Genomic DNA, 26,938 nt, shown 5'->3' with positions numbered 1-26,938 from the left:
GTCACTTCGGCGTCAGCACACCGCACACCGCTGCCGTCGGACGGCCTGGCGCGTACGGGTCCGTGTCCGCCGGGCTGTCCGCCTTCGCGCTCTCCCCGGCCAGCAGCGGGCTCAGCCGCCCCGCGGTGTCGGAGGAGCAGGCCAGCGGGCCCGCCTGGAGGTAGCTCTGCACGACCTCGACACGGTGGTCACGGAGGTCGGCGCGGTCGAACCGCAGCCGTACCTCGCGGCGCACGGTGAACAACGAGGCATCCCCGGTGGCCCGCTCGCCGTCGGTCTTCGCGGCGCGCACCGCGTAGACGAGGGTGTGGTCACCGATGACCTCGAGCTCGTCCGGGCTCCTCTCGTTGACGCTCAGGGTGCCGTGGACCCTGATCCCCGGGTCGGCCAGGGCCACCTTGGCGGCGTCCAGGCGGATCAGCCAGCCGGTGGCGGCATGCCGCCCGTCGGCCGCCGGACGCTCGACGCTGCGGTCGAACTGGGCGAGCTGCTCGGGGTCGATGAGCACCCGTACGGACCGCACCGCGCCGCCGGTCAGCACGTCCGGGTCGAGCGCGGACCGCACCACGTACTCCTTGGCGACGTCGAGGGCGGCCAGCACCTGGCTCTCCGAGAAGCTTCTGCTCGCCCGTGCGGCCGGAAGGGTGATGCCCTCGGCCCCGGACCGGTACGTGGCGGCCGGGCTGCGGCGGAAGAGGTCCGCCGGTGCTCCGCCGGGCACGGTGCCGCGCGGCGCGAGCGGTATCACGGTGGTGCGCAGGGGCTCGGCCGAGCGCAGGGCCTGCTGCTGGTACGGATGGCGCACGCCCATGTAGATCGCCGTGGCGAAGGCGAGGGCGATGAGGATGACCAGGACCAGCGCCTGCCGCGATCCTCGGGCCCGTTTCCAGGGGCGGCGGCTGCGCACGGCGGGGGCGTGGTCGTCGAGACGCTCCTGGGCGGAGAACTCCTGCAGACGGGCAGCGCGGACGAACGACTCGTCGAAGACGACGGATCGGTACTCGTCCTCTCCACCTCCCGGAACGCCCTCGGGTGTCCCCTCAGGTGGCTCTCCAGGCCCGGCCATACCTTCAGAGTAGGTCGGAAGGCATTCCGGTAAACGCGGGCCGGTAGGACAACTTCTGACGAAGGCTCAGTGGCAGGCGGCCCGAAACGAGGTCATTGGGCGCGCGGCACGACCGACGCGGTCGGTGCGGCGGATTCCGCTTCCGTCTCGGGGAGATTGCCCGGCTGCCCGGTGAGCTGCCCCGTCTGCGGACCGTCGACCCCGCTGGTGGCGGGTGGGGGTGCCGGCTCCTGCCGGCCACCCGCAGTCCCACGGTAAACGGCGGCGAAGGCGAGCGCGACCATGCCTATGCCCATGAGGACGGCCAGCACCCAGGCCACGGGGCGGTGCCAGCGGGCATGGCTGCGGTACGGGCCGAAGGCGCCGCCGTAGCGGCCGTACGGGCCGTAGCCGTCCCCGTCGGGGTCGTGGTCGAACGCCTCGGGGTCGAGCCGGTCGAACTCCGCGTCGGGGTCGTCGGGGTCGTACCCGTCGTCGTAGAACTCGTCGTCAGCGGCGCCCGTGCCCGACCGCGCTCGCATGGCCTCGGCCTCGGCGCGTGCCTGGGCAGCGGCCAGCATCCGCTCGACAGCGGTGGGCTCATGGATGCGTGCCGACCTGACGAAGTCCTCGTCGAACACCACGGACGCGAACTCTTCGTCCGCTGCCCCGTGGCTGTGGCTGTCGGGCTCGTCGCCGTCCGGGAACGGCCTGCCCCCCACGTCGTCCGGCACCCGTCCAGAGTACGGCCGCGTGGGCCTTTTGGGCAGGCCGAGACGGAAATCCAGGCGGACCCCTAGGTCACCGGGTGTGACCGTCGCCCGTCACCACGTATTTGGTCGAGGTCAGCTCCGGCAGGCCCATCGGGCCCCGGGCGTGCAGCTTCTGCGTCGAGATACCGATCTCGGCGCCGAAGCCGAACTGACCGCCGTCGGTGAAGCGCGTCGAGGCGTTGACGGCGACCGTGGTCGAATCGACCAACTGGGTGAACCGGCGGGCCGCGGACTGGGACGTGGTGACGATCGCCTCCGTGTGGCCCGAGCTCCACAGCCGGATGTGCGCGACCGCACCCTCCAGGTCGTCCACGACGGCCGCGGCGATGTCGTACGAGAGGTACTCGGTCTCCCAGTCCTCGAGGGTCGCCGGGACGACGGTTGCCCGTGTGCCGGACTTCTCGGCCGCCTCCAGTACGCGCTCGTCGCCGTGCACGGTCACGCCCGCTTCCGCCAGCGCGTCGAGGGCCCGCGGCAGGAACTCGGCCGCGATGTCCTGGTGGACGAGGAGCGTCTCGGCGGCGTTGCAGACGCTGGGGCGCTGCGCCTTGGAGTTGATGAGGATGTCCACGGCCATGGACAGGTCGGCCTGGGCGTCGACGTAGACGTGGCAGTTGCCGGTGCCGGTCTCGATGACCGGGACGATGGACTCCTCGACGACGGTCTGGATGAGCGCCGCCCCGCCGCGCGGGATCAGCACGTCGACCATCCCGCGGGCGCGCATCAGCTCGCGCACGGAGTCGCGGCTCTCGCCCGGGACGAGCTGGACGGCGTCCGCGGGCAGCCCGGCCCCACCCACGGCGTCACGCAGGACGGTGATCAGGGCCTTGTTGGAGGCGTACGCGGAGGACGAGCCGCGGAGCAGCACCGCGTTGCCCGACTTCAGGCACAGCGCGGCGGCGTCGACGGTGACGTTGGGCCGGGCCTCGTAGATGATCCCGACGACGCCGAGCGGCACGCGGACCTGGCGCAGGTCGATGCCGTTGGGGAGCGTGGAGCCGCGGACCACCTCGCCGACCGGGTCGGGAAGCGCCACCACGTCCCGCACGTCCGCGGCGATGGCCCGGACCCGCTCGGGGGTCAGGGTCAGCCGGTCGACGATCGACTCGCCGGTGCCGGCGGCGCGGGCGCGCTCGACATCCTCGGCGTTGGCCTCGACGATCTCCTTCGTCCGCACCTCGAGGGCGTCGGCCATCGCCAGCAGTGCGTCGTCCTTGACCGCCCGCGGAAGGGTCGCCAGCGTCTGCGCCGCGTCACGGGCCCGGTAGGCGGCGTGGATGACGGGAGACTTCGGCGTGGGGTCGGCCAGGGGCGAGGGGAAATCGCTGCTGCTCATGCCTAGCAGCGTACTGAGCCGGACGACGGAGGCCTCCGGATGTCCCGCACTGCGAGACGGCGCGGGGCCGCTCGGGGCAGGGGAATGCCCTGCTGAGCGGGGGCGCCGCCCGCGGGAGCGGCCGGTCGGCACGGATCGCGGACGTCGGGCGGACGTCAGTACGGATGGACCCCCACCTGAGCGGCCGGAGGCGGCCCGTAGCCCTCCGCCACGCGCTGGTGGTACGTCTCGCGGTCGATGACCTCGAGACCGACGATCTCCCAGGGCGGCAGGCCCGCCGTGGAACGGTGCTCGCCCCAGAGGCGGAGGGCGACGGCCGCCGCGTCGTGCAGGTCGCGCGCCTCCTCCCAGTAGCGGATCTCGGCGTGGTCGCCCGCGTAGCGGCTGGTGAGCAGGAAGGGGTGGTCATGGGCGAGCTGCTCCAGGGCCCGCCTGACCTCCCTCAGGGGCGCCTCGTCGCCCGAGACGCTGAGGGTGACGTGCCACAGGCGGGAGGCCTCGCGCCCCTGCCCGTCCTTCTCCCGCCCGGGTGCGGTGCCGCCGGTCCGCTCGGCGCGCTCCTCCCCGCCGACGCTGGTGAGTGCCCGCCCCTCCCCCGCAGCCCTGCGGGCATGCGTACGGGCGCCCCGGCTCGCGGCCGCGGGAACACCCCCGGCTCGGGGCAACGCTTCTGGGCGCCCTCGTCCCACGGGCCGCCTCCTGCCTTGCTCGGCGCTCCGCTCGTCAGCGGGCGGAGCCAGTCTGATGCCGTCGTCCGCGGGCGAGCGCGGCGCGATGCACTGTCCGTGCATCAAAGTTGACCAGCCCTGTGCGTGGCTTCGGGCGGTTTTCCGGAAGGTCACCGTGGAATGGCCGGACTTTTCACCGAACCTCCGCCGATGGTGTTCATCAGTGCTTGAGGACGACCAGATCGTCACGGTGCACGACCTCGCGTTCGTACGCCGGGCCCAGCTCACGGGCCAGATCGCGGGTCGACCGGCCGAGGAGGAGGGGGATCTCTTTTGCGTCGAAGTTGACGAGTCCGCGCGCGACCGCCCGTCCCTCGGCGTCCCGCAGCTCGACCGGGTCGCCGGCGGTGAAGTCCCCTTCCACGGCGGCGATTCCGGCTGGGAGCAGGGAGGTGCGCCGCTCGGTCACGGCGCGCACGGCGCCGTCGTCCAGGGTCAGCGCGCCGCGGGGCGTCGAGGCATGGGCGAGCCACAGCAGCCGGTCGGCCGAGCGGCGGCCGGTGGGGTGGAAGTACGTGCCGGTGGTCCGGCCCGCGAGCGCGTCGGCCGCGTGTGTGGCGGAGGTGAGGACGACCGGGATCCCGGCCGCGGCGGCGATACGGGCCGCCTCGACCTTGGTCACCATGCCGCCGGTTCCCACCCCCGCCTTGCCCGCGCTGCCGATCGAGACGCCGTCGAGATCCCGGGGGCCGGCGACCTCGGGGATGCGGGTCGTACCCGGACTCGTGGGGTCGCCGTCGTAGAGGCCGTCGATGTCGGACAGCAGCACGAGCAGGTCGGCGCGGACGAGGTGGGCGACGAGCGCGGCGAGCCGGTCGTTGTCGCCGAACCGGATCTCGTCCGTGGCTACGGTGTCGTTCTCGTTGACGACGGGCACGGCGCCCATGGCGAGGAGCTTGTCCAGCGTCCGGTAGGCGTTGCGGTAGTGGGCCCGGCGGCTGGTGTCGTCGGTGGTCAGCAGCACCTGGCCGACGCGGACGCCGTAGCGGGCGAAGGAGGCGGTGTAGCGCGCCACCAGCAGGCCCTGGCCGACGCTGGCCGCGGCCTGCTGCCGGGCCAGGTCGCGGGGCCTGCGGCGCAGGCCGAGCGGGGCGAGCCCGGCCGCGATGGCACCGGAGGAGACGAGGACGATCTCGCGCTCACCGCCGCCGCGCGCGGTGGACAGGACGTCGACGAGCGCGTCGACCCGGTCGGCGTCGAGGCCGCCCGCCGCGGTCGTCAGGGACGACGAGCCGACCTTGACCACGACCCTGCGCGCGCCCGCGACCCCGTCCCGCACCCCTGCTGACCCTGCTGCCCCAGACACCCCTGCATCCCCACTGATCGATCGTGCTCTCCGTCTCGCAATCTACGTCAGCGGGCGACGGCGGCGGCGCTCCGTCCCGATCGGCGGACGGCCGGGGCGCGGGCGGACACCGGTGGGCAGGCACGTGCGAAGGGGAGGGCCAGGGCGTGGCGCGAAGAACTCGCCGGTACAGAAGTGGCGGAGGCCACAATCGGCCATTTGGTTCAGTGGCTTTGATCCCATTCACGGTGAATGCGGTCACGGCAGATTGTCATGCGGGACGCGTACGCAATACGGTCAGGGGTCATTCTCACCGCCGCCGCCTTTCGTGCGGCACCGGCGTGAGGCGGCCGCCTGCCGGCCCTCCCCCATCCGATCGCCTCCACCAGGAGCCCAGCCAGTGCCATCTGCCGGACTCGCCCCCCGCCGCATCGTGCAGCTCGTCGCGCTGTTCACGATGTTCGCGGCCTTCACGGCTCAACTCGCGGGGGCCCTGCTGCCCAATGTGCCGACCTTCGTTGCCGCCTCCGCGGTGGGTCTCGGCCTCGACCTCTATCTGCAGCACAAGCAGCCCGGCCTGCTGTCGCTGCTGGGCAGAATCCGGTTCGACGTCACCGTACGGCAGCTCCTGCGCGACATGCTGATCCTCGTGGGGCTGCTGCGCATCGACGGCATCAACCCGCTGCACGAGCAGTCGCCGCTCACGATCGCCCTGCTGGCCTTCTACCTGGTGCACTTCGCCTGCCAGGCGGTCGCCGTGCTGGTCCGCCGCAGCCGCACCATGCCGATCGTCACGCGGAACATCGACACCTCCGCCCTGCGCCTGACCACCGCGCCGCCGCGCCTTCTGGCGCGCCGTCCCGGCCACCGGCTGCTGACCTTCTCCGTCCCGGCGACGGCGGGCCTCATGGTGACCGCCGCCACCAAGGACGCGCTCTACGGCGGCATCGGGCTCGGCCTCGCCCTGGCGCTGAGCTTCCTCGGCACCGTGTACCTGGGCACCTGGCTGCTGCCGGGCAAGCGCACCGCCAACGAGCGGGCGGTCCTGGACTGGCTGGACGCGTGGCTCGCCGAGTACCGGCCCACCGTCGGCATGTACTTCTCCGGCGGCACCACCTCCGCGTACCAGGCCAACATGTGGCTCTCGACGCTCGCGTCGCTGGAGGGCCGCCCGCTCATCGTGTTGCGCGAGCGCTTCATGGTGCAGAAGATCGACGCGACCGACGTTCCGATCGTCTGCATCCCGAAGGTCGCGCATCTGATGGGCCTGGAGCACTCCACGCTCAAGCTGCTGCTGCACCCGGCGAACTCCGGCAAGACCTCGCAGGTCCTGCGCATCCCCTCGATCAAGCACGCCTTCATCAACCACGGGGAGAGCGACAAGCTGTCCAGCTGCAACCCGTACGCGAAGGCCTACGACGAGGTGTGGGTCGCGGGCCCCGCGGCGCGCGAGCGCTACCAGCTCGCCGACATCGGCGTCGAGGACAAGGACGTCGTGGAGGTCGGTCGTCCGCAACTCGCCCCGATCCGGCCGTACGCGGGCGCGCCGACCTCGCCGTACACCACCGTCCTCTACGCCCCCACCTGGGAGGGCTGGACCAACGACCCGGGCAACACCTCGGTCATCCTGGCCGGCGAGAACATCGTCCGCGAGCTGCTCGCCGACCCGAAGGTGCGGCTGCTCTACAAGCCGCACCCGATGACCGGCTCCGTCGACCCGCGTGCGGGCCGCGCCAACGAGCGCATCCAGGCGATGATCACCGAGGCGAACGCGCGCCGCTCCGGGCCGCGTCCCGGCCCCGAGGCCGCGGCCGAACTGGCCCGCCGCACGACCGAGTTGGACCGGCTCACCAGCACCGCCTTCCGGTCCTCGGCCGACGAGATCGAGCGGATGAAGCTCCAGGGCTCCCCCGACACCGGCCGTGCCGCCGCCGTCGCCGAGGCCACCGCGGCCTGGGAGAGCGCCTACTGGGCCTCCTTCCCCGAGTGGGAGCACCAGATCATCACCGCGGCCCGCCCCGCGATCTACACCTGCTTCAACCAGGCCGACCTGCTGATCAGCGATGTCTCCAGCGTGGTCTCCGACTACCTCACCAGCGAGAAGCCGTACGCGGTGGCCAACACCAGCGGGCTCCGCGAGGAGGACTTCAAGGCCGGCTTCCCGACCGTACGGGCCGCCACGATCCTGGAGCCGAAGGCGAAGGGCATCCCGGCGCTGCTGGAGGCCGTACGCGACGCGGAGAAGGACACGCTCGTCGCCGCCCGCGCCGAACTGAAGGAGCACCTGCTGGGCCCCTCCGACCCGCCGTCGCTGGCCCGCTTCGACGGAGCGGCGCAGGCGCTGGCCGTCAAGGCGGACGAGCGCAGGGCGCGGATGGCGTCGCGGCTGGCGACCGAGCTGCCGGCGCAGCGTGAGGTCGAGGGCATCGAGGAGGACGCCGAGGTCGAGGCGACCGGCGCGGAGGACTCGGTCACCGCGTAGCGTCGCCCGCACGGACCCAACGGGGCAGCCGCGGACGGGTTTTCCCCGTCCCGGCAAGGCCCCGGACCGGTCACCGGCCCGCACGCACCGGCCACCGGCCGGCCCGGAACGCCCGAGGCCCGGGAACGACGGATGTCGTTCCCGGGCCTCCGTGCTGCGCGGGCTCCCTGTGGCGCTCAGGGAGCCCGGTGCGTCTACGCGAAGGGGTCGAAGCCCTCGTACTCCTCCTGCGCGTCGTCGCGCTCCGCCTGGCGGTCGCGGCGGCGCTGCGCGGCCGGGCGCGGGGACTCCATGCGGTGGTCCTCGCCGCGGCGGCCGAGCATCGCCGCACCGGTCGCCATGGTCGGCTCCCAGTCGAAGACGACCGCGTCGTCCTCGCCGCCGATGACGACCTCGTCGCCGGGACGGGCGCCGGCCTTCATCAACTCCTCCTCGACACCGAGGCGGTTGAGCCGGTCGGCGAGGTAGCCCACGGCCTCGTCGTTGGAGAAGTCGGTCTGGCGGACCCAGCGTTCGGGCTTCTCGCCGAGCACGCGGAAGAAGCCGTTCTCCTCGCGGACGGTGAAGCCCGCGTCGTCCACGGCCTTGGGCCGGATGACGATCCGGGTCGCCTCGTCCACCGGCTTGGCCGCCCGCGCCTCCCCGATGATGCCGGCGAGGGCGAAGGACAGCTCCTTCAGACCGGCGTGGGAGACCGCGGACACGTCGTAGACCTGGAAGCCGCGCGCCTCGAGGTCGGGGCGGATGATGTCGGCGAGGTCCTTGCCGTCGGGGATGTCGGTCTTGTTGAGCGCGACGATCCGGGGCCGGTCGTCCAGGCCGCCGTACTCCGCCAGCTCGGCCTCGATCACGTCGAGGTCGGTGACCGGGTCGCGCTCGGACTCCAGCGCCGCGCAGTCCAGCACGTGCACCAGCACCGAACAGCGCTCGACATGGCGCAGGAACTCAAGGCCCAGGCCCTTGCCCTGGCTGGCGCCCGGGATCAGGCCGGGGACGTCCGCGATGGTGTAGACGGTCGAACCGGCCGTCACCACACCGAGGTTGGGGACGAGCGTGGTGAAAGGGTAGTCCGCGATCTTCGGCTTGGCCGCCGAGAGCACCGAGATCAGCGAGGACTTGCCCGCGCTCGGGTAGCCGACGAGCGCCACGTCGGCGACCGTCTTCAGCTCCAGGACGATGTCACCGGCGTGGCCGGGCTCGCCCAGCAGCGCGAAGCCGGGCGCCTTGCGGCGGGCGGAGGCCAGCGCGGCGTTGCCGAGGCCGCCGCGGCCGCCCTGGGCGGCGACGAAACGCGTGCCCTGGCCGACGAGGTCGGCGAGGACGTCGCCCTTCTTGTCGAGGACGACGGTGCCGTCCGGGACGGGCAGGACGAGGTCCGTGCCGTCCTTGCCGGAGCGGTTGCCGCCCTCGCCGGGCTTGCCGTTGGTGGCCTTGCGGTGCGGGCTGTGGTGGTAGTCGAGCAGCGTGGTGACGGACTGGTCGACGACCAGGATCACGTCGCCGCCGCGGCCGCCGTTGCCGCCGTCGGGGCCGCCCAGCGGCTTGAACTTCTCACGGTGCACGGAGGCACAGCCGTGGCCCCCGTTACCCGCGGCGACATGCAGCTCGACGCGGTCCACGAAGGTGGTCATGCGGTGTGCCTCCAGTGACGTCGTACGTACGCGTGGGACGTACGAGATATGGCGTACGCCGGTCCGGTCGGTGCGGCCGGTCGTACAGGGTTCTCGGGTGCCGGACGCGGTGTGCGGTCCGCACCTCTGTCAACGCGCCGAGGGCGGACCCGCTTCCCCGCGCTGGGGAAAAGCGGTCCGCCCTCGGAAAGGTGCTCTGTGTCGTGCCGGAGCCGAAGTTACTCGGCGACCGGGACGATGTTCACGACCTTGCGACCACGGCTGGTGCCGAACTCGACCGCACCGGCGGCGAGGGCGAACAGCGTGTCGTCGCCACCACGGCCCACGCCGGAGCCCGGGTGGAAGTGGGTGCCGCGCTGGCGGACCAGGATCTCACCAGCGTTGACGACCTGGCCGCCGAAGCGCTTCACGCCGAGCCGCTGGGCATTGGAGTCGCGACCGTTCCGAGTGGACGATGCGCCCTTCTTGTGTGCCATCTCTCCTCAGTCCCTTACTTCGCAGCCGCGGGGATACCGGTGATCTTCAGGGCCGTGTACTGCTGGCGGTGGCCCTGGCGCCGGCGGTAACCGGTCTTGTTCTTGTAGCGCAGGATGTCGATCTTGGCACCCTTGTGGTGGTCCACGACCTCGGCCTGGACCTTGATCCCGGCCAGCACCCACGGGTCGCTGGTCACGGCCTCGCCGTCGACGACGAGCAGGGTCGAGAGCTCGACCGTGTCGCCCACCTTGCTGGTGGAAATCTTGTCAACCTCGACGATGTCGCCGACAGCAACCTTGTGCTGGCGGCCACCGCTGCGCACGATCGCGTACACGCGGAACTCACTCTCTGCTCGTTGAACGGGACCCATGACGCCAGCCGCTCGCGCGGGCCCGGAAGGCCCGCGATATCCGGAAGGACGAGCGGCCTCTCCCGGCGGACCGGGAGGGAGTTGCTCAGGGGTTGGCGCACAAACGCCGACGGTCAAGGTTACGGGGCCTTGACCAGGGGGTCAAACCGGCCCCGGGCCGCTCCGCGCGGGAGCGGCCCGGGGCTCGCTGCTACTCGTCGGCCGGGGCGGAGACGGCCGGTGCGGACCGGTCCGCCGCCACCGTCTTCTTCGTGGCCTTCTTCGTCGTCGTCTTCTTCGACGCCGCCTTCTTGGCCGTGGTCTTCTTCACCGCGGTCTTCTTGGCGGCCGCCTTCTTGGCCGGTGCCTTCTTGGCGGACGCCTTACGGGCCGCCTTCTTCGCCGGTGCCCCGGAGTCCGCGTCCGTCACCTCGGCCTCCGCAGCGGCGGCGGGAGCGGGCTGCTCCGGCTCACCGGCGGGCGCATCGGCCCGGCCCTCGTCCTCGGCGGCCTTCGGCGAACCGGCCGGGGACGTGGCCTTGCGGGTCGCGCGGCGGCGGGCCCGCGGGGGCGCCGGCTCGGCCACCTCGGCGACGGGCTCGGGCGTCCGCGCCTCGTCCTCGCCCGTCTCGCGGTGCGGCGCCGTCGGCGTGACGACCACCGCGGCCTCCTCGGCGGCCTTCGGCGGACCGGCCGGGGCGGACACCTTGCGGGTCGCGCGGCGGCGACGGCGACCACGGCTCGCCGCGGCCTCCGCCTCCTCGGCGCTGCTGAACAGCTCCTCGTCCGGCTCGAAGGCCGGCTCGGCAAGCGCCTTCGGCTCCTGGACCTCCGGGCGGGCGTCCGCCACGACCTCCGGCGCCGTCTCGGCCTCGGCCTCGATGACCTCCGGCTCGTGGACGTGCGCGTGAGCGGGCGTCGGCTCGGGCTGGCCACCGCCCTTGCCCTTCTTCTTGCGCTTGCCACCGCCACCGCCACCGCCGCCGGCCGAGGTCGGCTGGTCGACATGGACGATCACACCGCGCCCGTTGCAGTGCACACAGGTCTCGGAGAACGACTCCAGCAGCCCCTGGCCCACCCGCTTACGGGTCATCTGGACCAGGCCGAGCGAGGTGACCTCGGCGACCTGGTGCTTCGTACGGTCCCGGCCCAGGCACTCCAGCAGACGCCGCAGCACCAGATCCCGGTTGGACTCCAGCACCATGTCGATGAAGTCGATGACGATGATGCCGCCGAGGTCGCGCAGCCGGAGCTGGCGCACGATCTCCTCGGCCGCCTCCAGGTTGTTCCTGGTGACCGTCTCCTCGAGGTTGCCGCCCTGACCGGTGAACTTCCCGGTGTTGACGTCGATGACGACCATCGCCTCGGTCCGGTCGATCACCAACGAACCGCCGCTCGGCAGCCAGACCTTGCGGTCGAGCGCCTTCATGAGCTGCTCGTCGATCCGGTTCGAGGCGAAGACGTCGACGTCCGACGTCCACTTCTGGAGGCGCTCGGTGAGGTCGGGCGCGACGTGCGCGACGTACCCGTGGATGGTCTCCCACGCCTCGGCGCCGCTGACGACGACCTTGGAGAAGTCCTCGTTGAAGATGTCGCGGACCACCCGGACGGTCATGTCCGGCTCGCCGTAGAGAAGCGTCGGCGCGTTGCCGTTCTTCGCCTTCTTCCGGATCTCCTCCCACTGCGCCTGCAGACGCTCGACGTCCCGCCGCAGCTCGTCCTCGCTCGCGCCCTCCGCGGCGGTACGGACGATGACGCCCGCGTCCTCGGGGACGACCTTCTTGAGGATCTGCTTCAGCCGGGCGCGCTCGGTGTCGGGGAGCTTGCGGCTGATCCCGGTCATCGAGCCCTCGGGCACGTAGACCAGATAGCGGCCGGGCAGGGACACCTGGCTGGTGAGCCGGGCGCCCTTGTGGCCGATCGGGTCCTTGGTGACCTGGACCAGGACGGACTGGCCGGACTTCAGCGCGGTCTCGATACGGCGCGGGCCGTTGGCCATGCCCAGCGCCTCGAAGTTGACCTCACCGGCGTACAGGACGGCGTTCCGCCCCTTGCCGATGTCGACGAACGCGGCCTCCATGGACGGCAGGACGTTCTGCACCTTGCCCAGGTAGACGTTGCCGACGTAGCTGGTCGACTGCTCCTTGTTGACGAAGTGCTCGACGAGGACGTCGTCCTCCAGCACGCCGATCTGCGTACGGTCGCCCTGCTGGCGCACCACCATGACCCGCTCGACGGCCTCACGGCGTGCCAGGAACTCGGCCTCGGTGATGATCGGCACGCGGCGGCGGCCCTGCTCACGGCCCTCGCGCCGGCGCTGCTTCTTCGCCTCCAGACGAGTGGAGCCCTTGATGGACTGCACCTCGTCCGACGGCTCGGACTTCGGGCGCGGCTCACGGATCTTGACGACCGTGCGCTCCGGGTCGTCCCCGGAGGACTCGCCCGACTCGGAGGAGTCACCGCTGCGACGGCGACGGCGACGCCGGCGACGGCTGCTGCTGCTCCCGGAGCCGGAGGCGCCGTCGGCCTCCTCGGCGCGCTCCTCGGACTCCCGCTCGTCCGCGGCCTCGTCGCCCTCGCCCTCGTCGTCGGAGGAGTCGGCGGACGCGCCATCGGCCGTCTCGCCCCGGCGGCGGCGACGGCCACCACGACGGCGGCGGCGGGCCGGGCGGTCGCCCGACTCCTCGGCGGACTCACCGCCCTCGGCCCGGTCCTCGGCCTCGTCGTCGGAGGACTCCGCGGACTCGGCCGTCCCGGTGGTCCCGGTGGTCTCGGCGGCGGGCTCCTCCTCGGCTGCCCCGCCACGGCGGCGGCGCTTGCGCGAACCGGTGGCCGCGGGCTTCGTCTCCTCGGCGGCCTCGTCCCCGCCCCGCTCCTCGGATGCCTCGGCCGCGGCGGCAGCGGCGCGCTCCGGGGTCTGGAACATCGGCTCGGTGAAGACCGGCGCCTGGAAGACGGCGGAGGGCGCGGGCCGCGAGCGCTTCCTGGACTTCCCGGGCTTCTCCTCGGCGGCCGCGGGCTCCTGGGCCCCGGCGGATTCCGCGGCGGCGGACGCGTCGGTGGTGTTGGCCGTCTGCGGCTCTGCCTCGGCATCGGCCTTACGGGACCGGCGGCGCGTACGGCCGCGAGGGGCCTCGTCCTCCTCGGCCGGAGCGGCTTCCGCCTGCCCGGCGGACTCGGCCGCGGGGGCCTCCTGCTCGGCGGGCGCGGCGGACTTACGCGTGGCGCGGCGGCGGGTCCGCGCAGGCTTGGCGTCCTCGGCGGGCTTGGCGTCCTCGCCGGACTCGGCGGGCGCGGCGGACTCGGCGGACTCGGCGGACTCGGCGGACTCGGCGGGCGGGGTGCTCTCGCCGGGCGCGGCGCCGTCCCCCGGGTTCCCGTGGGGCTGCGGCGCACCCGCGGGCGCTGTGGCCTTGCGCGTCGCACGGCGGCGCGTACGGGCCGGCTTCGTCTCCTCCGCGGCGTCCTCACCACCGGACGCGCCAGTGCCACCGGCCGCGGCCTGCGGCATCTCGCCACTCGCGCCGTCCCCGGCCGAAGCGGCCACGGGTTCGGTGGTCACGACGGCGGTCGCGGCAGCAGCCGCACCGGCGTCCTGGCCCTGCGGCGGACCGGCCGGAGCCGTGACCTTGCGCGTCGCACGACGACGCGTACGGGCTGGCTTCGCCTCCTCCGCGGGCGCGCTCACGGGATCGGCGGCCACGGCCTGCGCCGCCGCCTCCGTCTCCTCGTCGGTCTCCTCCTCGCCCTCGGCGAGCGGGTCCGTCACACCGGCGAGCGCGGCGCTCTCTCCGGCCACCGGTGCGGACGCCTCAGCGGGCGCGGCGGCGGACACCGCCGTCGCCTCCGGCGTCTCATCCGTGAGACCCGTGGCCGGTATGGCCGACGCGGTGTCTTCCGTCGTCGCGGCGCCGGGCGGGCCGGCCGGCCGGGACGCGGCGCGACGACGGCGGCGCGGCGGCAGGTGATCGCTGGGACTGTTGTTCTCTGAGCTGGCCCCGGCGGCGCTGCTCAGCGCCTCCGTGGGCTCCATCGGCTCGAGCATGCGGGCGGTTCTCCCGTCACGCTCCCGGGCGCCGCACCATGTTCCGTCCACGGCCGCACGATGAACGCGCTGCCGCGGCCCGGGGCGCGGGCGCCACACGGGAGCTATGTCTCACTCGCCGGGGCCGTGTGGCCGGCACCGGCGAAAGTCTGCTGTCTCGGTGCGCCGGCCGGACCCGGGTGGCTCCCTGGTGCATCGGCGGCGCGTCGACGGGTCCTACGCGGAACCTTCCGGCGCTCCCTCGCGAGAGGGCGGTGCTCCCGTCGCGGCGGTCAGCCCGGCGGCCGTGGGTGGGGCGGCCATGACTGCCTCGCGGTCGGGGGCGAGCGGGTCGGTCACCGTGCCGGACTCCGCATCGAGCGGCCCCTGCGCCAGCCTGGTCACCGCAGCGGGGACCGGCGGCGCCAGGTCGGCCGTGGCTCGGAGGCCGGACAGGACGTCGTCGGGTCGTACGGCAGGTGTCGAATGCCGGACAACCAGCCGCAGTATCGCACAGGCCCCCTCCTCGGGCCTATCAGCCGCCCCTTCGACGGCCTCGAGAGCGACGACCGCGGCACGGGCGTCGAAGGTGCGCATTCCGTTCTTGGTCCGCCGCTCGACCTCCACGGTCTCCGCGGCGAGGAAGCTCGCGACGGCCCGCTGGGCCTCCGGGAACCCGACCCCGTCGAGCCGCAGCTCCCAGACCGACGCCTCCAGGCGATCGGCCAGGCCGGACGTCCGCGCCTCGACCGCATCGGTGACGTCGAGGCCGTCCGGCAGCGACTCGTCCAGCAGCGCACGCAGCTTCTCCGGGTCGCGCGCCTCGGTGAGGGCGATCTCCAGGTACTCCCCTTCACTGCCCGTGCCGGTGGGTGCGGCATTGGCGTAGGACACCTTGGGGTGCGGGGTGAAGCCCGCCGAATAGGCCATGGGGACCTCGGCGCGGCGCAGGGCCCGCTCGAAAGCGCGCTGGAAGTCGCGGTGACTGGTGAACCGGAGGCGGCCGCGCTTGGTGTAGCGCAGTCGGATGCGCTGCACCGCGGGTGCGGGCGGAGGGCCTTCGGGCTGTCGCTTGCCCAGTGTCGTTCAGTCCTTCGTCGGAACGGTCGTACTGCTGCCTAGAGTACGTGTCCCGGCGCCCAGGGGTTCCCGGCGGGGCTTGCCGAACAGCAGCCGGCCGACCTCCTCGCGGGTCTGCCGCACCGTCTGCCGCGCGGCCGCCAGCGCCTGACGGACCCCGCGTCCCGCCTCCCGTACTGCACGCCCGGCCGGGCGCCACACCTGGTCCCGTACGACATGGCCCACCGGTGTCATCACCGTGCGGTAGGCCCAGCGGGCGGGCCTCACGACAATCCACCGGAAGAGCGTCGCCACGCCGCGCCACACCGCACGGGAGATGTACGCCGCCACCCGCCACGCGTGCCGCAGCGCCTCGCCGATCTCCCGGCCGACGATGCCGATGCCGTGCCCCGCGGGCTTGAGGACCCAGCGCCAGAGGGCGGCCAGCGGAACGACGACCGCCATCCGGACGAGCCATAGGAGGCCGTGGCCGAGCGGGGTCAGCACATACCGGTACAGCGCGACGGCCGGCACCACCATCACGTAGCGGCCGAGCGCCGTGAGTGCGATGCCCACGCCGCGCACGACGGCCGCCGCTCCCGCGAGCAGGGCGCGGCCGAGCCACAGGAGGGCGTGGCCGAGGGGCGTGAGCACGTGGGCGTACAGCGCGGAGGCGGGGATCGCGACGAGATGGCGGCCCAGCCAGAGGAGCGCGGTGCCGATGGCGCGGCCGGCGGGTGCGAGGACGTACCGGTGGAGGGCGACCCACGGCACCACGAGGAGCGCCCTGCCCAGCCAGACAAGACCGACGCCCAGCCCGCGGCCGGCCGGGGCCAGCACCTGCCGCCACAGCCGGACGAGCGGCGTCACCACCAGGGTCCGGCCGGTCCAGGCGAGGCCCCGGCCGAGCGCGGTGAACGGAGCGACGACCAAGGTGCGCCACAGCCACCCCAGGGCCCGGGCCAGCGGCCGCAGCACGGTGCGTTCCAGGGCCTTGCCGCACACGACGAGTGCGTCCCACACGAGCCGTACGGGGACGACGACGATCAGGGCGATGATCCGCACCGGCATCCGGATCGCGACGGTCAGGCAGCCCTCGGCGGGGGCGGCACGGTCGGGGAGCTGCTCCGGCGGCCGCTCGGTGACCGCGTTCGCGCTCTGCTTGACCAGTGACACCGGCCGCTCGTCCATGCCACTCCCCCGGCTCCCCGTGTTGTCCCGTCACTCACGCACACGCATGGTGACGGCGGCCGGTTGCACACCGGCCCGGCCGCCTCCCTGGGAGCGGCCGGGCCGGTCGGGTCCTTCGGTGCCGGCGCGGGTCCTACCGCACGACCGTCAGCGGCAGCAGCTTCTTACCGGTCGGACCGATCTGGATCTCGGTGTCGAGCTGAGGACACACCCCGCAGTCGAAGCACGGCGTCCAGCGGCAGTCCTCGACCTCGGTCTCGTCGAGCGCGTCCTGCCAGTCCTCCCAAAGCCAGTCCTTGTCCAGGCCCGAGTCCAGGTGGTCCCAGGGCAGGACCTCCTCGTAGGCGCGCTCGCGGGTCGTGTACCAGTCGACGTCCACGCCGAAGTCCGGCAGCGTCTTCCCGGCGCACTCCATCCAGCGGTCGTAGCTGAAGTGCTCGCGCCAGCCGTCGAAGCGGCCGCCGTCCTCGTACACCGCGCGGATCACGGCGCCGACGCGGCGGTCGCCGCGCGAGAGCAGGCCCTCGACGATGCCGGGCTTGCCGTCGTGGTAGCGGAAGCCGATGGAGCGGCCGTACTTCTTGTCGCCGCGGATCTTGTCGCGGAGCTTCTCCAGACGCGCGTCGGTGCCCTCGGCGGAGAGCTGCGGCGCCCACTGGAACGGCGTGTGCGGCTTGGGTACGAAGCCGCCGATGGAGACGGTGCAGCGGATGTCGTTCTTGCCGGAGACCTCGCGGCCCTTGGCGATGACCTTGATGGCCATGTCGGCGATCTGCAGCACGTCCTCGTCGGTCTCGGTGGGCAGACCGCACATGAAGTACAGCTTCACCTGGCGCCAGCCGTTGCCGTACGCCGTGGAGACCGTCCGGATCAGGTCCTCCTCCGAGACCATCTTGTTGATGACCTTGCGGATGCGCTCGGATCCGCCCTCGGGAGCGAAGGTGAGGCCGGACCTGCGGCCGTTGCGGGTCAGCTCGTTGGCGAGGTCGATGTTGAAGGCGTCCACCCGGGTCGACGGGAGGGACAGGCCGATCTTGTCCTCCTCGTACCGGTCGGCCAGGCCCTTGGCGATGTCGCCGATCTCGGTGTGGTCCGCGGAGGAGAGCGAGAGGAGGCCGACCTCCTCGAAGCCGGTGTTCTTCAGGCCCTTGTCGACCATCTCGCCGATGCCCGTGATGCTGCGCTCCCGCACCGGGCGGGTGATCATGCCCGCTTGGCAGAAGCGGCAGCCGCGGGTGCAGCCGCGGAAGATCTCCACGGACATGCGCTCGTGCACGGTCTCCGCGAGCGGGACCAGGGGCTGCTTGGGGTACGGCCACTCGTCGAGGTCCATGACGGTGTGCTTGGACACGCGCCACGGGACGCCCGAGCGGTTCGGTACGACGCGGGAGATACGGCCGTCGGCGAGGTACTCCACGTCGTAGAACTTCGGGACGTAGACGCTGCCGGTGCGGGCGAGGCGGAACAGCAGCTCGTCGCGGCCGCCGGGACGCCCCTCGGCCTTCCAGGCGCGGATGATCTCGGTGACCTCGAGGACGGCCTGCTCGCCGTCGCCGATGACGGCGCAGTCGATGAAGTCCGCGATCGGCTCGGGGTTGAAGGCGGCGTGGCCGCCGGCCATCACGACCGGATGCTCCTCGGTGCGGTCCTTGGCCTCCATGGGGATGCCGGAGAGGTCGAGGGCGGTGAGGAGGTTGGTGTAGCCCAGCTCGGTCGAGAAGGAGACACCGAGGACGTCGAAGGCGCTGACGGGGCGGTGCGCGTCCACGGTGAACTGCGGGACCCGGTGCTCGCGCATGAGCTCCTCGAGGTCCGGCCACACGCTGTAGGTCCGCTCGGCGAGGACGCCCTCGCGCTCGTTGAGCACCTCGTAGAGGATCATGACGCCCTGGTTGGGCAGCCCGACCTCGTACGCGTCGGGGTACATGAGCGCCCAGCGCACATCGCAGGCGTCCCAGTCCTTGACGGTGGAGTTGAGCTCTCCTCCGACGTACTGGATGGGCTTCTGGACGTGCGGGAGAAGCGCTTCCAGGCGTGGGAAGACCGACTCGACAGGCATCACTGTGTCTCTCGTGAGCGGGCGGGGGTGACCATCCAGCGTACCGTGCGCCACGAGTGCTCCCGGAGGGCGCATGATCGGCTGCGGGAGCGGTCGTCGTACGGCCTCCGACGGGGCGGCGAGGCGGCTTCGTTCAGCTCCGCAGGGCCGAGCGCAGTTTCTTCCGGGACGCCTCCCGCCAGGCCCGCGGCAGCTCGGCCTCGCGCGCGTCCGCCTGCGCCTCCTCGTGCCCGTACAGCAGGCCGAAGGTGAACGAACTCTCCTGGGCCTTCTGTGCCTCCAGGGCCAGCTCGCGGAGTGCGGTGCGGGCGACCACGCTGTCCTGGTGGTCGCCGAGGGCGTCCTGGAGGTTCTTCATGTGCGCGACGAGACGCTTCGCCGGTTTGCCGAGGGCGGGGCGGGCGGCCTCCGCGGCGTAGCGCGCACGTTTGGCCGCCTTGCGGGCCTCGTGGACGGCGACGTCGCGGTCGTGGCCGCGCGGCGCGGCCAGGGCGACCTGCACGCGCCGGGCGAGGCGGTCGAAGTCGCGCAGGACGGCGCCGGGCAGTACGGCCCGCGCGGGGCGTCGGGCGGCGCGGCGGAGCGGGGGGTCGGCGAGCAGGGCGTCGAGGGTGTCGAGGAGGTCGAGGTGGCGAGCGCTGTCGAGGGTGCCGATGACATGGCGGCGCGAGCCGCGGCGGCGGGCGTTGGACCAGGTGCGGAGGCGGCCGCGGACGGGGCCGATGACGAGGGGGCGCGGGAGTTCGTCCAGCCGCTGGTAGAGGCGGGCGGTGAGGACCTCGCGGTCCCGGTCGACGCCCAGTTCGGCGGCGAGCCACTTCAGCTCGTCGCCGATGGGGTCGGTGACGTCGCGGTCGAGGACCTTGCGGAAGGACTTGAAGGCGCTGCGGAGGCGGCGGGTGGCGACGCGCATGCGGTGGACGGAGTCGGGCTGGTCGCGGCGTACGGCGGGGTCGAGTTCGACGATGGTGTCGACCTGGGCACGGAGGTAGTGGAGGACGTGGTCACCGGCCGTGTTCCCGGGGACGGGGGCCTTTCCCTTGGCGGCGTCGGCGGTCGCGGCCTTGGCCTTCTTGCCGTCCCTGGCCTTCTTGGCCTTCTTGGACGTGCCCTTGCCCGTCGTCTCCGGTGCCGACGCCCCGCCTCCCTCCCCCGTCTCATCCGGCTCCCGCGTCTCCGCCAGGGCACGGGCGAGCTTCGATGGGCCCTTCGCGCGCCGCATGCCGGCCTGGGCGAGGACGCCTTCGATCGTGTCGAGCAGCTTCCGGTCGGCGCCCTCCGCCAGCTCGACCTCGACCTCGGCCCACGCGGCCGTCCGCGGTGGCGTTCCCTCGCCGCCGCCGAGCCGCTCCGCGGTGACCTCATCGATGCTCGCCTCCGCGAGCAGCCGCCCCTCGGCGTCGGCGAGATGCCGTACATCGCGCTCCGAGAGCAGCCGGACGACGGGGACGAGCGGGTGGTGCCTGACCCGGGAGCGTACGAGCCCGGCGAGTTCCTTCGGCACGCGGGCGGAGAGCGGGGCGCGGATCTCTTCGCGGACGTCCGTCTCGACCGGCAGTTTGAGGTGCCAGCCCTCGTCGCCCCCGCCGGTACGGCGGCGCAGGGTGATGCCCGCCGCGGCGAGGCGCTCGTCCTCGGTGTCGTAGTAGGTCGCGTCGAGGCTGGTGACGCCCTGGTCGATTACGGCTGCCACCCCGGGGACAGCGGTCAGGTCGGGCAGTCCGCTCTCGGGGGCGTCGTATTTGCGCTCGATCTCGCGTGACTGATCCGCCATGAACTGAATCTACCCACGCCGGTGCGGTGCGCGACATCCCGCGAGAGGCCGCCCGGGTGCACGTCCCCGCCGCCCGCGGCCCCTCGGCGAGGGGGTCTAGGCCGAAAGGGGCCGCTGCATCTTGATCGACTGGAGCAGCCCGATGGCGATCCAGACGGCGAACATCGAGGTACCGCCGTACGAGACGAAGGGCAGGGGAAGACCCGCGACCGGCATGATGCCGAGCGTCATACCGATGTTCTCGAACGCCTGGAACGCGAACCAGGCGATGATCCCGGCCGCGACGATCGTGCCGTACAGCTCGGTGGTGTCCCGGGCGATGCGGCAGGCGCGCCAGAGGACGATGCCGAGGAGCACGATGATCAGGCCCGCGCCGAGGAAGCCCAGCTCCTCCCCCGCGACGGTGAAGATGAAGTCGGTCTGCTGCTCGGGCACGAACTGGCCGGTGGTCTGGTGGCCGTTGAACAGGCCCGTGCCGGTGAGGCCGCCCGAACCGATCGCGATCCGCGCCTGGTTGGTGTTGTAGCCGACGCCCGCCGGGTCGAGTTCGGGGTTGGCGAAGGCGGCGAAGCGGTTGAGCTGGTACTCGTCGAGCAGCCCGAACTGCCAGACGGCGATCGCACCGCTCGCGCCGATGGCCACCAGGCCGATGACCCAGCGGTTGGAGGAGCCCGAGGCCAGCAGGATGCCGAGCACCATCACGACGATGACCATGACCGAGCCGAGGTCGGGCATCAGCATGATGATCCCGATCGGCAGCGCGGCCAGGGCGAGCGCCTGGACGACCGTACGGTGATCGGGGTGCGCGCGGTCTCCCGCGTCCACGCGGGCCGCCAGCAGCATCGCCATCCCGAGGATGATCGTGATCTTGGCGAACTCGGAGGGCTGGAGCGAGAAGCCGCCGCCGATCTGGATCCAGGCGTGCGAGCCGTTGATGGTCGAGCCGAGCGGGGTGAGCACGGCTGCGGTGAGCAGGACGGAGATGCCGTACAGCACCGGCACGGCGCCGCGCAGCGTGCGGTGGCCGAGCCAGATGGTGCCGATCATCAGGGCGATCCCGATCCCGGTGTTCAGCACATGCCGGAACAGGAAGTAGTACGGGTCGCCCTGGTTGAGCTCGGTGCGGTTGCGTGTCGCCGACCAGACCAGCAGGCAGCCGAGTCCGGAGAGCAGCAACGCGGAGGCGAACATCGCCCAGTCCATGCGCCGGACCATGGAGTCGCGCGCCGTGAGTTTGCCCCACAGCCCGGTGTCGGGCCGGTAGCGGCTGACCCAGAAGCCTCCGTTCGCGCCTGTCACTAGCCCCTCCGACGGGTGAGGGCGGCCGCCAGCTCGACGGGGGACGCCGACTCCGAGGGCTTCGCGGGCGCGTACGGCTTGGCCGGCTTGGCCTCGATGGTGCCGTCCTTCTCGATCTTCGGCAGGCCCGCCTGGGGCTTGGGCAGCAGGGCGCGCTTCTTGTCGATGCCGCCCTTCTCGTCGACCCCGTAGAGCGCGTTGTAGACGTTGCGCACGGCGGGACCTGAGGCACCCGAGCCGGTGCCGCCCTGGGAGATCGTCATCACGATCGAGTAGTCCTTGGTGTAGGTGGCGAACCAGGACGTGGTCTGCTTGCCGTAGACCTCGGCCGTACCGGTCTTGGCGTGCATCTCGATCTTGTCCTGGGGCCAGCCTCCGAACCGCCAGGCCGCCGTACCGCGGGTGGCGACGCCGGCGAGCGCGTTGTCCATCATCGCCATGTTCTTCTTCGACACCGGCAGCTTGCCGTGGGACGTGGGCTTGATGTGCTCCACGTTCTTGCCGTCGGGGCTGATGACGGCCTTACCGACGGTCGGGTCGTAGAGCGTGCCGCCGTTGGCGATGGCCGAGTAGATGGTCGCCATCTGGATCGGGGTGACGAGGGTGTCACCCTGGCCGATCGAGTAGTTGATCGAGTCGTACGCGTGGAGCTTGAATCCCTCGAGGCAGCTCTCCCGTGCGAAGACGGTCTCGAAGTCCTTCTTGTCCTTGCCCTTCTTGGCCTGCGCGCACCAGCCGTCCTTGTTGGCCTTCCAGAAGTCCTTCTTCCACTGGCGGTCCGGGACGCGGCCCTTGACCTCGTTGGGGAGGTCGATGCCGGTCTCGGCGCCGAGGCCGAACTGGTGGGCGGTCTTGTAGAACCAGTCGCTGGTCTTCTTCTTCGGCTTCATCCCGCCGTCCTTCTTCCACTGCTCGTGGGCGAGCCGGTAGAAGACGGTGTCGCAGGAGACCTCGAGCGCCCGGCCGAGGCTGATGGCGCCGTGGCTCTGGGACTCGAAGTTCTTGAAGACCTGACCGCCGATGCTGTACGCGCTGGTGCAGGGGTAGCCGCCGTTGAACTCGTAGCCCGCGTTGAGGGAGGCGGCGGTGGAGACGACCTTGAAGATCGATCCGGGGGCGGCCTGGCCCTGGATGGCGCGGTTCAGCAGCGGGTAGTTGGACGACTTGCTGGTGAGCCGCTTGTAGTCCTTGGCGTCGATGCCGCCGACCCAGGCGTTGGGGTCGTAGTCGGGGTTGGAGGCCATCGCCACCACACGCCCGGTCTTGGCCTCCATGACGACCATGGCGCCCGCGTCCGCCTCGTACGGGCGGCCGGTGTTGCGGTCCACCTGCTTGCGAGCCTCCAGCATCGCCTTGTACAGCTCCTTCTCCGCCAGCGACTGCACGCGGGCGTCGATGCTGGTGACGACGCTGGAACCGGCCTTGCCCTTGTCGCTCTTGGTGGTGCCGATGACGCGACCGAGGTTGTCGACCTCGTAGCGGGTGACGCCGGCGTTGCCGCGGAGGTACTTGTCGTAGGCCCGCTCCAGCCCGGAACGGCCGATCTGGTCGGAGCGCAGGAACGGCGAGTCGGTGTCCTTGGCCTTCTCGATCTCCTCGTCGGTGACGGGCGAGAGATAGCCGAGCACCTGCGCGGTGTTGGCCTTCACGGGCGAGGGGTAGCGGCGTACGGCCATGGGCTCCGCGCTGATGCCGGGGAAGTCCTCGGCGCGCTCGCGGATCTGCAGGGCCTGCTGCGTGGTGGCCTCATCGGTGATGGGGATCGGCTGGTACGGAGAGCCGTTCCAGCAGGGCTGCGGGGTCTTGGAGTCGCAGAGGCGGACCTTCTGGGCGACGTCCTCGGGCGACATGTCGAGGACGTCGGCGAGCTTGCCGAGGACGGCCTCGCCGTCGTCCTTCATCTTCAGCAGATCGGTGCGGTTCGCCGAGACGACCAGGCGGGTCTCGTTGTCGGCGAGCGGGACGCCGCGAGCGTCGAGGATGGAGCCGCGGACCGCGGGCTGGACGACCTGCTGGACGTGGTTGCTCTTGGCTTCCTGCGCGTATTCGTCGCCGTTGCGGACCTGGAGGTACCAGAGCCGGCCGCCGAGGGTGAACAGCAGGGAGAACACCAGGATCTGGATGGCGATCAGCCGGATCGTCACGCGCTGCGTACGTCCGGTCTCCGGGATATTGCTCACCTTGCCCCCTCCGGCTTCTCCGCTCGGGGTGCGGCGGGGCCGGTCCCGTCCGGCCGCACCGGCGTCCCCGTCGTGACGGCAGAACTCACAGCCGCTTGACCCCCTTGATGCGCGCCGGCTTGATACGCCCGGTCCGCGGCCGCGACCGGTAGGGCTTCCCGAGTCCTCCGAGCAGGCCGCCGCGGCCCGAACGGGTGCCGAGCAGGCTGTCGGCGGTCGCGAAGCCCCTCAGGGCGTGGTCGGTTCCTCCGGCGGGTCCGCTCGTGGACGACTCGGCCATGGGATCGTTCTCGGCTCTCCTGGCCAGCCACATCACGCCGGGCACCACGAAGGGGGCCAGCAGCAGGTCGTAGAGCGAAGCGGTGAGGATCAGCTGGGTGACGCCGACCTGGCGGGCTGCGGTGTCGCCGACGAGCGCGCCCACACCCGCGTACATCAGCGTGGTCCCGATGGCGGCGCCGACGACGACCAGCAGCGGGCCGGTGGCCGAACGGACGCGCCCGGTATCGGGCTTGGCGAGGCCGGCGAGATAGCCGGTGACGCAGAGCACGAGCGCGTACCGGCCCACGGCATGGTCGGCGGGCGGCGCGAGGTCGGAGAGCAGTCCGGCGCCGAAGCCGATGACGCAGCCGGCGGTGTGCCCGTAGACCAGGGCCAGTGCCAGTACGACGAGCAGCATCAGGTCAGGGACGGCGCCCGGGATGTGCAGCCGGGCGAGGACCGACACCTGCACGACGAGCGCGACGACCACGAGCGAGGTGGAGAGGAGGATCCTGTTGAGGCGCATGATCAGCTCCTGGTCGGGCTCGGCTCGGGCGTGGTTCCGCCACCCGCGGGCGTGGCACCGGCGTCGTCCGCCGGGGGGCTCGCCGCGCCCGAGGGGTCGGCGGATCCTCCGGCCGACGGGCTGACGGTGACGGTCACCGTGGGCGTCGGCTTGGATTTGGGCGGCGGCGGCAGCACGGCGTCACGCGGGTCCTTGCGCGGCGGCTGGACGACGATCCCGACGATGTCGAGCTTGGTGAAGCCGACGAACGGGCGGACCTGCAGCGTGCGGGTGAGGTCGCCGTTCGAGGGATCGACGCGGATGACCTCGCCCACCGGCACCCCGGGGACGAACGGTCTGTCGGCGCGCGACCCGAAGGTGACCATACGGTCGCCCTTCTTCACCTTGGCCTTGCCGTTGAGGAGCTGGACGCGCAGCGGCCGGTCGCCCTGGCCGGTGGCGAAGCCCAGTTCGGCGGACTTCTCCATGCGCGTGCCGACGGTGAAGTCCGGGTCGTTGGCGAGCAGGACGGTCGCGGTGGACGCGGACACGGTGGTGACCCGTCCGACCAGACCGTCGCCGTTGAGCACGGTCATGTCGCGCGCGATGCCGTCGTCGGTGCCCGCGTCGATGGTGACGGTCCAGGAGAAGCCCTGCGCGGCTCCTATGGCGATGACCTCGGCGCCCTTGATGCCGTACCGGCCGGCGCCGGCGGTCTTCAGCATCTTGTCCAGCTCGGCGGCGCGGCCCTTGGTCCGGTCGTCGCTGCCCAGCTTCGCCTTCAGCGCCGCGTTCTCACGCTCCAGTTCGGCGAGCCTGCTGTGCCGGTCGCCGGAGTCGCGGACCGCTCCGATGGCGTTGCCGATCGGGTTCACCGCCGAGGCCACACCGTTCTCCACAGGCCCGAACGCCGAGGCCGCGGCTCGCCGCGCGCTGTCGAGCGGGGAGTTCTCGCCGCCGCGGATGTCCACCGTGATCAGGGCGAACGCGATGACGATCAGCAGCACCAGGAGCAACCGGCTCTCTCGTGTGTCCCTCACGTGCGGCGGCCGTGCCTTCCTCGTCGGATGCGGGTGAAGCGGGTGTCCTGCATTGTCCGGGAATCATCAGCACATGTCTGCGATATGGACGCTGCGTTCTTCTGCTCTGCGAACGGCGCACCGCGGAAGGCGTCACCCGCGCGTGGCATTTCCTCACCCGAAGGTGGGAAGGGGACGGCGTCGGTCCGTCATCTGCGGGGCTGGGCGTCCAGCACCTGCTGGAGCGCCTCGAACTCCTCCACACACTTGCCGGAACCGAGCGCCACGGAGTCCAGCGGGTCCTCGGCGATGTGGATGGGCATCCCGGTCTCGCGGCGCAGCCGCTCGTCCAGCCCGCGCAACAGCGCACCGCCGCCGGTGAGCACGATGCCGCGGTCCATCACGTCGCCGGAGAGCTCCGGCGGGCACTTGTCGAGCGTGGTCTTCACCGCGTCGACGATGGCGTTGAGCGGCTCCTCCATGGCCTTGCGGATCTCGGCGCTGGAGATGACCACGGTCTTCGGCAGCCCGCTGACCAGGTCGCGGCCGCGGATCTCGGTGTGCTCGTCCTCTTCGCTGTCGAAGGCCGAGCCGATCGTGATCTTGATGCTCTCCGCGGTCCGCTCACCGAGCAGGAGGCTGTACTCCTTCTTGATGTGCTGGATGATCGCGTTGTCCAGCTCGTCGCCCGCGACACGGATCGACTGGGCCGTGACGATGCCGCCGAGCGAGATGACGGCCACCTCGGTGGTGCCGCCGCCGATGTCCACCACCATGTTGCCGGTGGCCTCGTGGACCGGGAGGCCGGAACCGATCGCGGCCGCCATCGGTTCCTCGATGATGTGCACCTGGCGCGCGCCGGCCTGCGTGGACGCCTCGATGACGGCGCGGCGCTCGACTCCGGTGATTCCGGAGGGAACGCACACCACGACGCGGGGGCGGGCGAGATAGCGGCGCTTATGGATCTTCAGGATGAAATACCGGAGCATCCGCTCGGTGATCTCGAAGTCGGCGATGACGCCGTCCTTGAGAGGGCGGACCGCGACGATGTTGCCGGGGGTGCGGCCGATCATCTTCTTCGCTTCCGCGCCGACCGCCAGGATGCCACCGGTGTTCGTGTTGATGGCGACGACGGATGGCTCGTTGAGGACGATCCCGCGACCCCTGACGTACACCAGCGTGTTGGCGGTGCCGAGGTCGACAGCCATGTCACGGCCGATGAACGACATATTGTTCCCCATGAGGATACGTCTGGCCTTCCCAGCTGGAGCGAGTGTGTATAGGTCGGCGAGGTGAACGCTTGAAGTGGCGTGAGTCCATCGTAGTCACGCCGGGATCGAACGCGCTGCGAGGGCTACTCCGCCATTGTCGGGGGAACGCGCCCCTACCCCCGTATTGGTGACGTCGTGTCGGAGTGACAGGTTCCCCGATATGCCCAGCATATGCCAAGGGGCGACCGCG

General features: G+C 71.8%; 19 protein-coding genes. 1 reads left to right on the top strand and 18 read right to left on the bottom strand.

What is annotated here, in order from left to right; all coding sequences use genetic code 11:
* Nucleotide 1: 1 nt before the first annotated feature.
* The 5 genes from ABZ822_RS10170 to proB form a co-directional block, all read right to left on the bottom strand.
* Nucleotides 2–1,066 (bottom strand): hypothetical protein, encoded by a 1,065-nt coding sequence (locus ABZ822_RS10170; protein WP_360849852.1) that lies wholly within the window; start codon nt 1,064–1,066, stop codon nt 2–4.
* A gap of 92 nt (nt 1,067–1,158) precedes the next feature.
* The gene (locus ABZ822_RS10165) at nt 1,159–1,779 is read right to left on the bottom strand and encodes a hypothetical protein (RefSeq protein WP_360849849.1); all 621 of its coding nucleotides are present in this window, start codon (nt 1,777–1,779) and stop codon (nt 1,159–1,161) included.
* Nucleotides 1,780–1,846: 67 nt separating this feature from the next.
* Complete coding sequence (locus tag ABZ822_RS10160) at nt 1,847–3,154, bottom strand: glutamate-5-semialdehyde dehydrogenase (RefSeq protein ID WP_360849846.1); 1,308 nt, start codon at nt 3,152–3,154, stop codon at nt 1,847–1,849.
* A gap of 155 nt (nt 3,155–3,309) precedes the next feature.
* Complete coding sequence (locus ABZ822_RS10155; RefSeq protein ID WP_360849843.1) at nt 3,310–3,843, bottom strand: hypothetical protein; 534 nt, start codon at nt 3,841–3,843, stop codon at nt 3,310–3,312.
* A 199-nt stretch (nt 3,844–4,042) separates the two neighbouring features.
* Complete coding sequence (proB, locus tag ABZ822_RS10150; RefSeq protein ID WP_360849840.1) at nt 4,043–5,188, bottom strand: glutamate 5-kinase; 1,146 nt, start codon at nt 5,186–5,188, stop codon at nt 4,043–4,045.
* Nucleotides 5,189–5,567: 379 nt separating this feature from the next.
* Between proB and ABZ822_RS10145 the strand changes: the two genes are divergently transcribed.
* Nucleotides 5,568–7,649, top strand: coding sequence for a hypothetical protein (locus tag ABZ822_RS10145; RefSeq protein WP_360849837.1), 2,082 nt, complete (start codon nt 5,568–5,570; stop codon nt 7,647–7,649).
* A gap of 194 nt (nt 7,650–7,843) precedes the next feature.
* On the opposite strand, the gene obgE is transcribed toward ABZ822_RS10145, so the two are convergent.
* From obgE to ABZ822_RS10080, 13 genes are all read right to left on the bottom strand, one after another.
* Entirely contained in the window at nt 7,844–9,280 is a 1,437-nt protein-coding gene (gene obgE / locus ABZ822_RS10140; RefSeq protein WP_360849834.1) for a GTPase ObgE, read from the bottom strand.
* 218 nt (nt 9,281–9,498) lie between these two features.
* The gene (gene rpmA / locus ABZ822_RS10135) at nt 9,499–9,756 is read right to left on the bottom strand and encodes a 50S ribosomal protein L27 (protein ID WP_356194448.1); all 258 of its coding nucleotides are present in this window, start codon (nt 9,754–9,756) and stop codon (nt 9,499–9,501) included.
* Between the two features lie 14 nt (nt 9,757–9,770).
* Nucleotides 9,771–10,091: a 50S ribosomal protein L21 gene (rplU, locus tag ABZ822_RS10130; RefSeq protein ID WP_360849830.1), complete on the bottom strand. Its 321-nt coding sequence runs from the start codon at nt 10,089–10,091 to the stop codon at nt 9,771–9,773.
* Nucleotides 10,092–10,317: 226 nt separating this feature from the next.
* Nucleotides 10,318–14,151 (bottom strand): Rne/Rng family ribonuclease, encoded by a 3,834-nt coding sequence (locus ABZ822_RS10125; protein WP_360849827.1) that lies wholly within the window; start codon nt 14,149–14,151, stop codon nt 10,318–10,320.
* A gap of 216 nt (nt 14,152–14,367) precedes the next feature.
* A complete protein-coding gene (locus ABZ822_RS10120) occupies nt 14,368–15,168 on the bottom strand; it encodes a TIGR03936 family radical SAM-associated protein (protein ID WP_360849824.1) in 801 nt (266 codons plus the stop codon).
* 48 nt (nt 15,169–15,216) lie between these two features.
* The gene (locus tag ABZ822_RS10115) at nt 15,217–16,380 is read right to left on the bottom strand and encodes a hypothetical protein (protein WP_360849821.1); all 1,164 of its coding nucleotides are present in this window, start codon (nt 16,378–16,380) and stop codon (nt 15,217–15,219) included.
* Between the two features lie 133 nt (nt 16,381–16,513).
* Complete coding sequence (locus tag ABZ822_RS10110) at nt 16,514–18,439, bottom strand: TIGR03960 family B12-binding radical SAM protein (protein WP_360849818.1); 1,926 nt, start codon at nt 18,437–18,439, stop codon at nt 16,514–16,516.
* 133 nt (nt 18,440–18,572) lie between these two features.
* A complete protein-coding gene (locus ABZ822_RS10105) occupies nt 18,573–20,213 on the bottom strand; it encodes a CYTH and CHAD domain-containing protein (protein WP_360849815.1) in 1,641 nt (546 codons plus the stop codon).
* A gap of 96 nt (nt 20,214–20,309) precedes the next feature.
* Nucleotides 20,310–21,512: a rod shape-determining protein RodA gene (gene rodA / locus ABZ822_RS10100; RefSeq protein WP_360849812.1), complete on the bottom strand. Its 1,203-nt coding sequence runs from the start codon at nt 21,510–21,512 to the stop codon at nt 20,310–20,312.
* A complete protein-coding gene (mrdA, locus tag ABZ822_RS10095; RefSeq protein ID WP_360849809.1) occupies nt 21,512–23,692 on the bottom strand; it encodes a penicillin-binding protein 2 in 2,181 nt (726 codons plus the stop codon). The genes rodA and mrdA overlap by 1 nt, the downstream gene beginning before the upstream one ends.
* Before the next feature lie 85 nt (nt 23,693–23,777).
* Nucleotides 23,778–24,479, bottom strand: coding sequence for a rod shape-determining protein MreD (gene mreD, locus ABZ822_RS10090; RefSeq protein ID WP_360849806.1), 702 nt, complete (start codon nt 24,477–24,479; stop codon nt 23,778–23,780).
* A 2-nt stretch (nt 24,480–24,481) separates the two neighbouring features.
* Nucleotides 24,482–25,498: a rod shape-determining protein MreC gene (gene mreC / locus ABZ822_RS10085; protein WP_360849803.1), complete on the bottom strand. Its 1,017-nt coding sequence runs from the start codon at nt 25,496–25,498 to the stop codon at nt 24,482–24,484.
* Between the two features lie 188 nt (nt 25,499–25,686).
* Nucleotides 25,687–26,706 (bottom strand): rod shape-determining protein, encoded by a 1,020-nt coding sequence (locus tag ABZ822_RS10080; RefSeq protein ID WP_360850470.1) that lies wholly within the window; start codon nt 26,704–26,706, stop codon nt 25,687–25,689.
* Nucleotides 26,707–26,938: the final 232 nt, after the last annotated feature.

The organism is Streptomyces sp. NPDC047108 (assembly GCF_040643575.1).
In the GTDB taxonomy this organism is placed as follows: Bacteria; Actinomycetota; Actinomycetes; order Streptomycetales; family Streptomycetaceae; genus Streptomyces.
The sequence above is the reverse complement of the archived record's forward strand: the minus strand, read 5'-3'. Positions and strand labels throughout refer to the sequence as shown.

Coding starts and splice junctions, on each gene's coding strand:
- ABZ822_RS10110 (WP_360849818.1), bottom strand. CDS start 18,439: ATGCCTGTCGAGTCGGTCTTCCCACGCCTGGAAGCGCTTCTCCCGCAC.
- ABZ822_RS10115 (WP_360849821.1), bottom strand. CDS start 16,380: ATGGACGAGCGGCCGGTGTCACTGGTCAAGCAGAGCGCGAACGCGGTC.
- rpmA (WP_356194448.1), bottom strand. CDS start 9,756: ATGGCACACAAGAAGGGCGCATCGTCCACTCGGAACGGTCGCGACTCC.
- ABZ822_RS10160 (WP_360849846.1), bottom strand. CDS start 3,154: ATGAGCAGCAGCGATTTCCCCTCGCCCCTGGCCGACCCCACGCCGAAG.
- ABZ822_RS10080 (WP_360850470.1), bottom strand. CDS start 26,706: ATGTCGTTCATCGGCCGTGACATGGCTGTCGACCTCGGCACCGCCAAC.
- ABZ822_RS10105 (WP_360849815.1), bottom strand. CDS start 20,213: ATGGCGGATCAGTCACGCGAGATCGAGCGCAAATACGACGCCCCCGAG.
- obgE (WP_360849834.1), bottom strand. CDS start 9,280: ATGACCACCTTCGTGGACCGCGTCGAGCTGCATGTCGCCGCGGGTAAC.
- ABZ822_RS10125 (WP_360849827.1), bottom strand. CDS start 14,151: ATGCTCGAGCCGATGGAGCCCACGGAGGCGCTGAGCAGCGCCGCCGGG.
- mreD (WP_360849806.1), bottom strand. CDS start 24,479: ATGCGCCTCAACAGGATCCTCCTCTCCACCTCGCTCGTGGTCGTCGCG.
- ABZ822_RS10170 (WP_360849852.1), bottom strand. CDS start 1,066: ATGGCCGGGCCTGGAGAGCCACCTGAGGGGACACCCGAGGGCGTTCCG.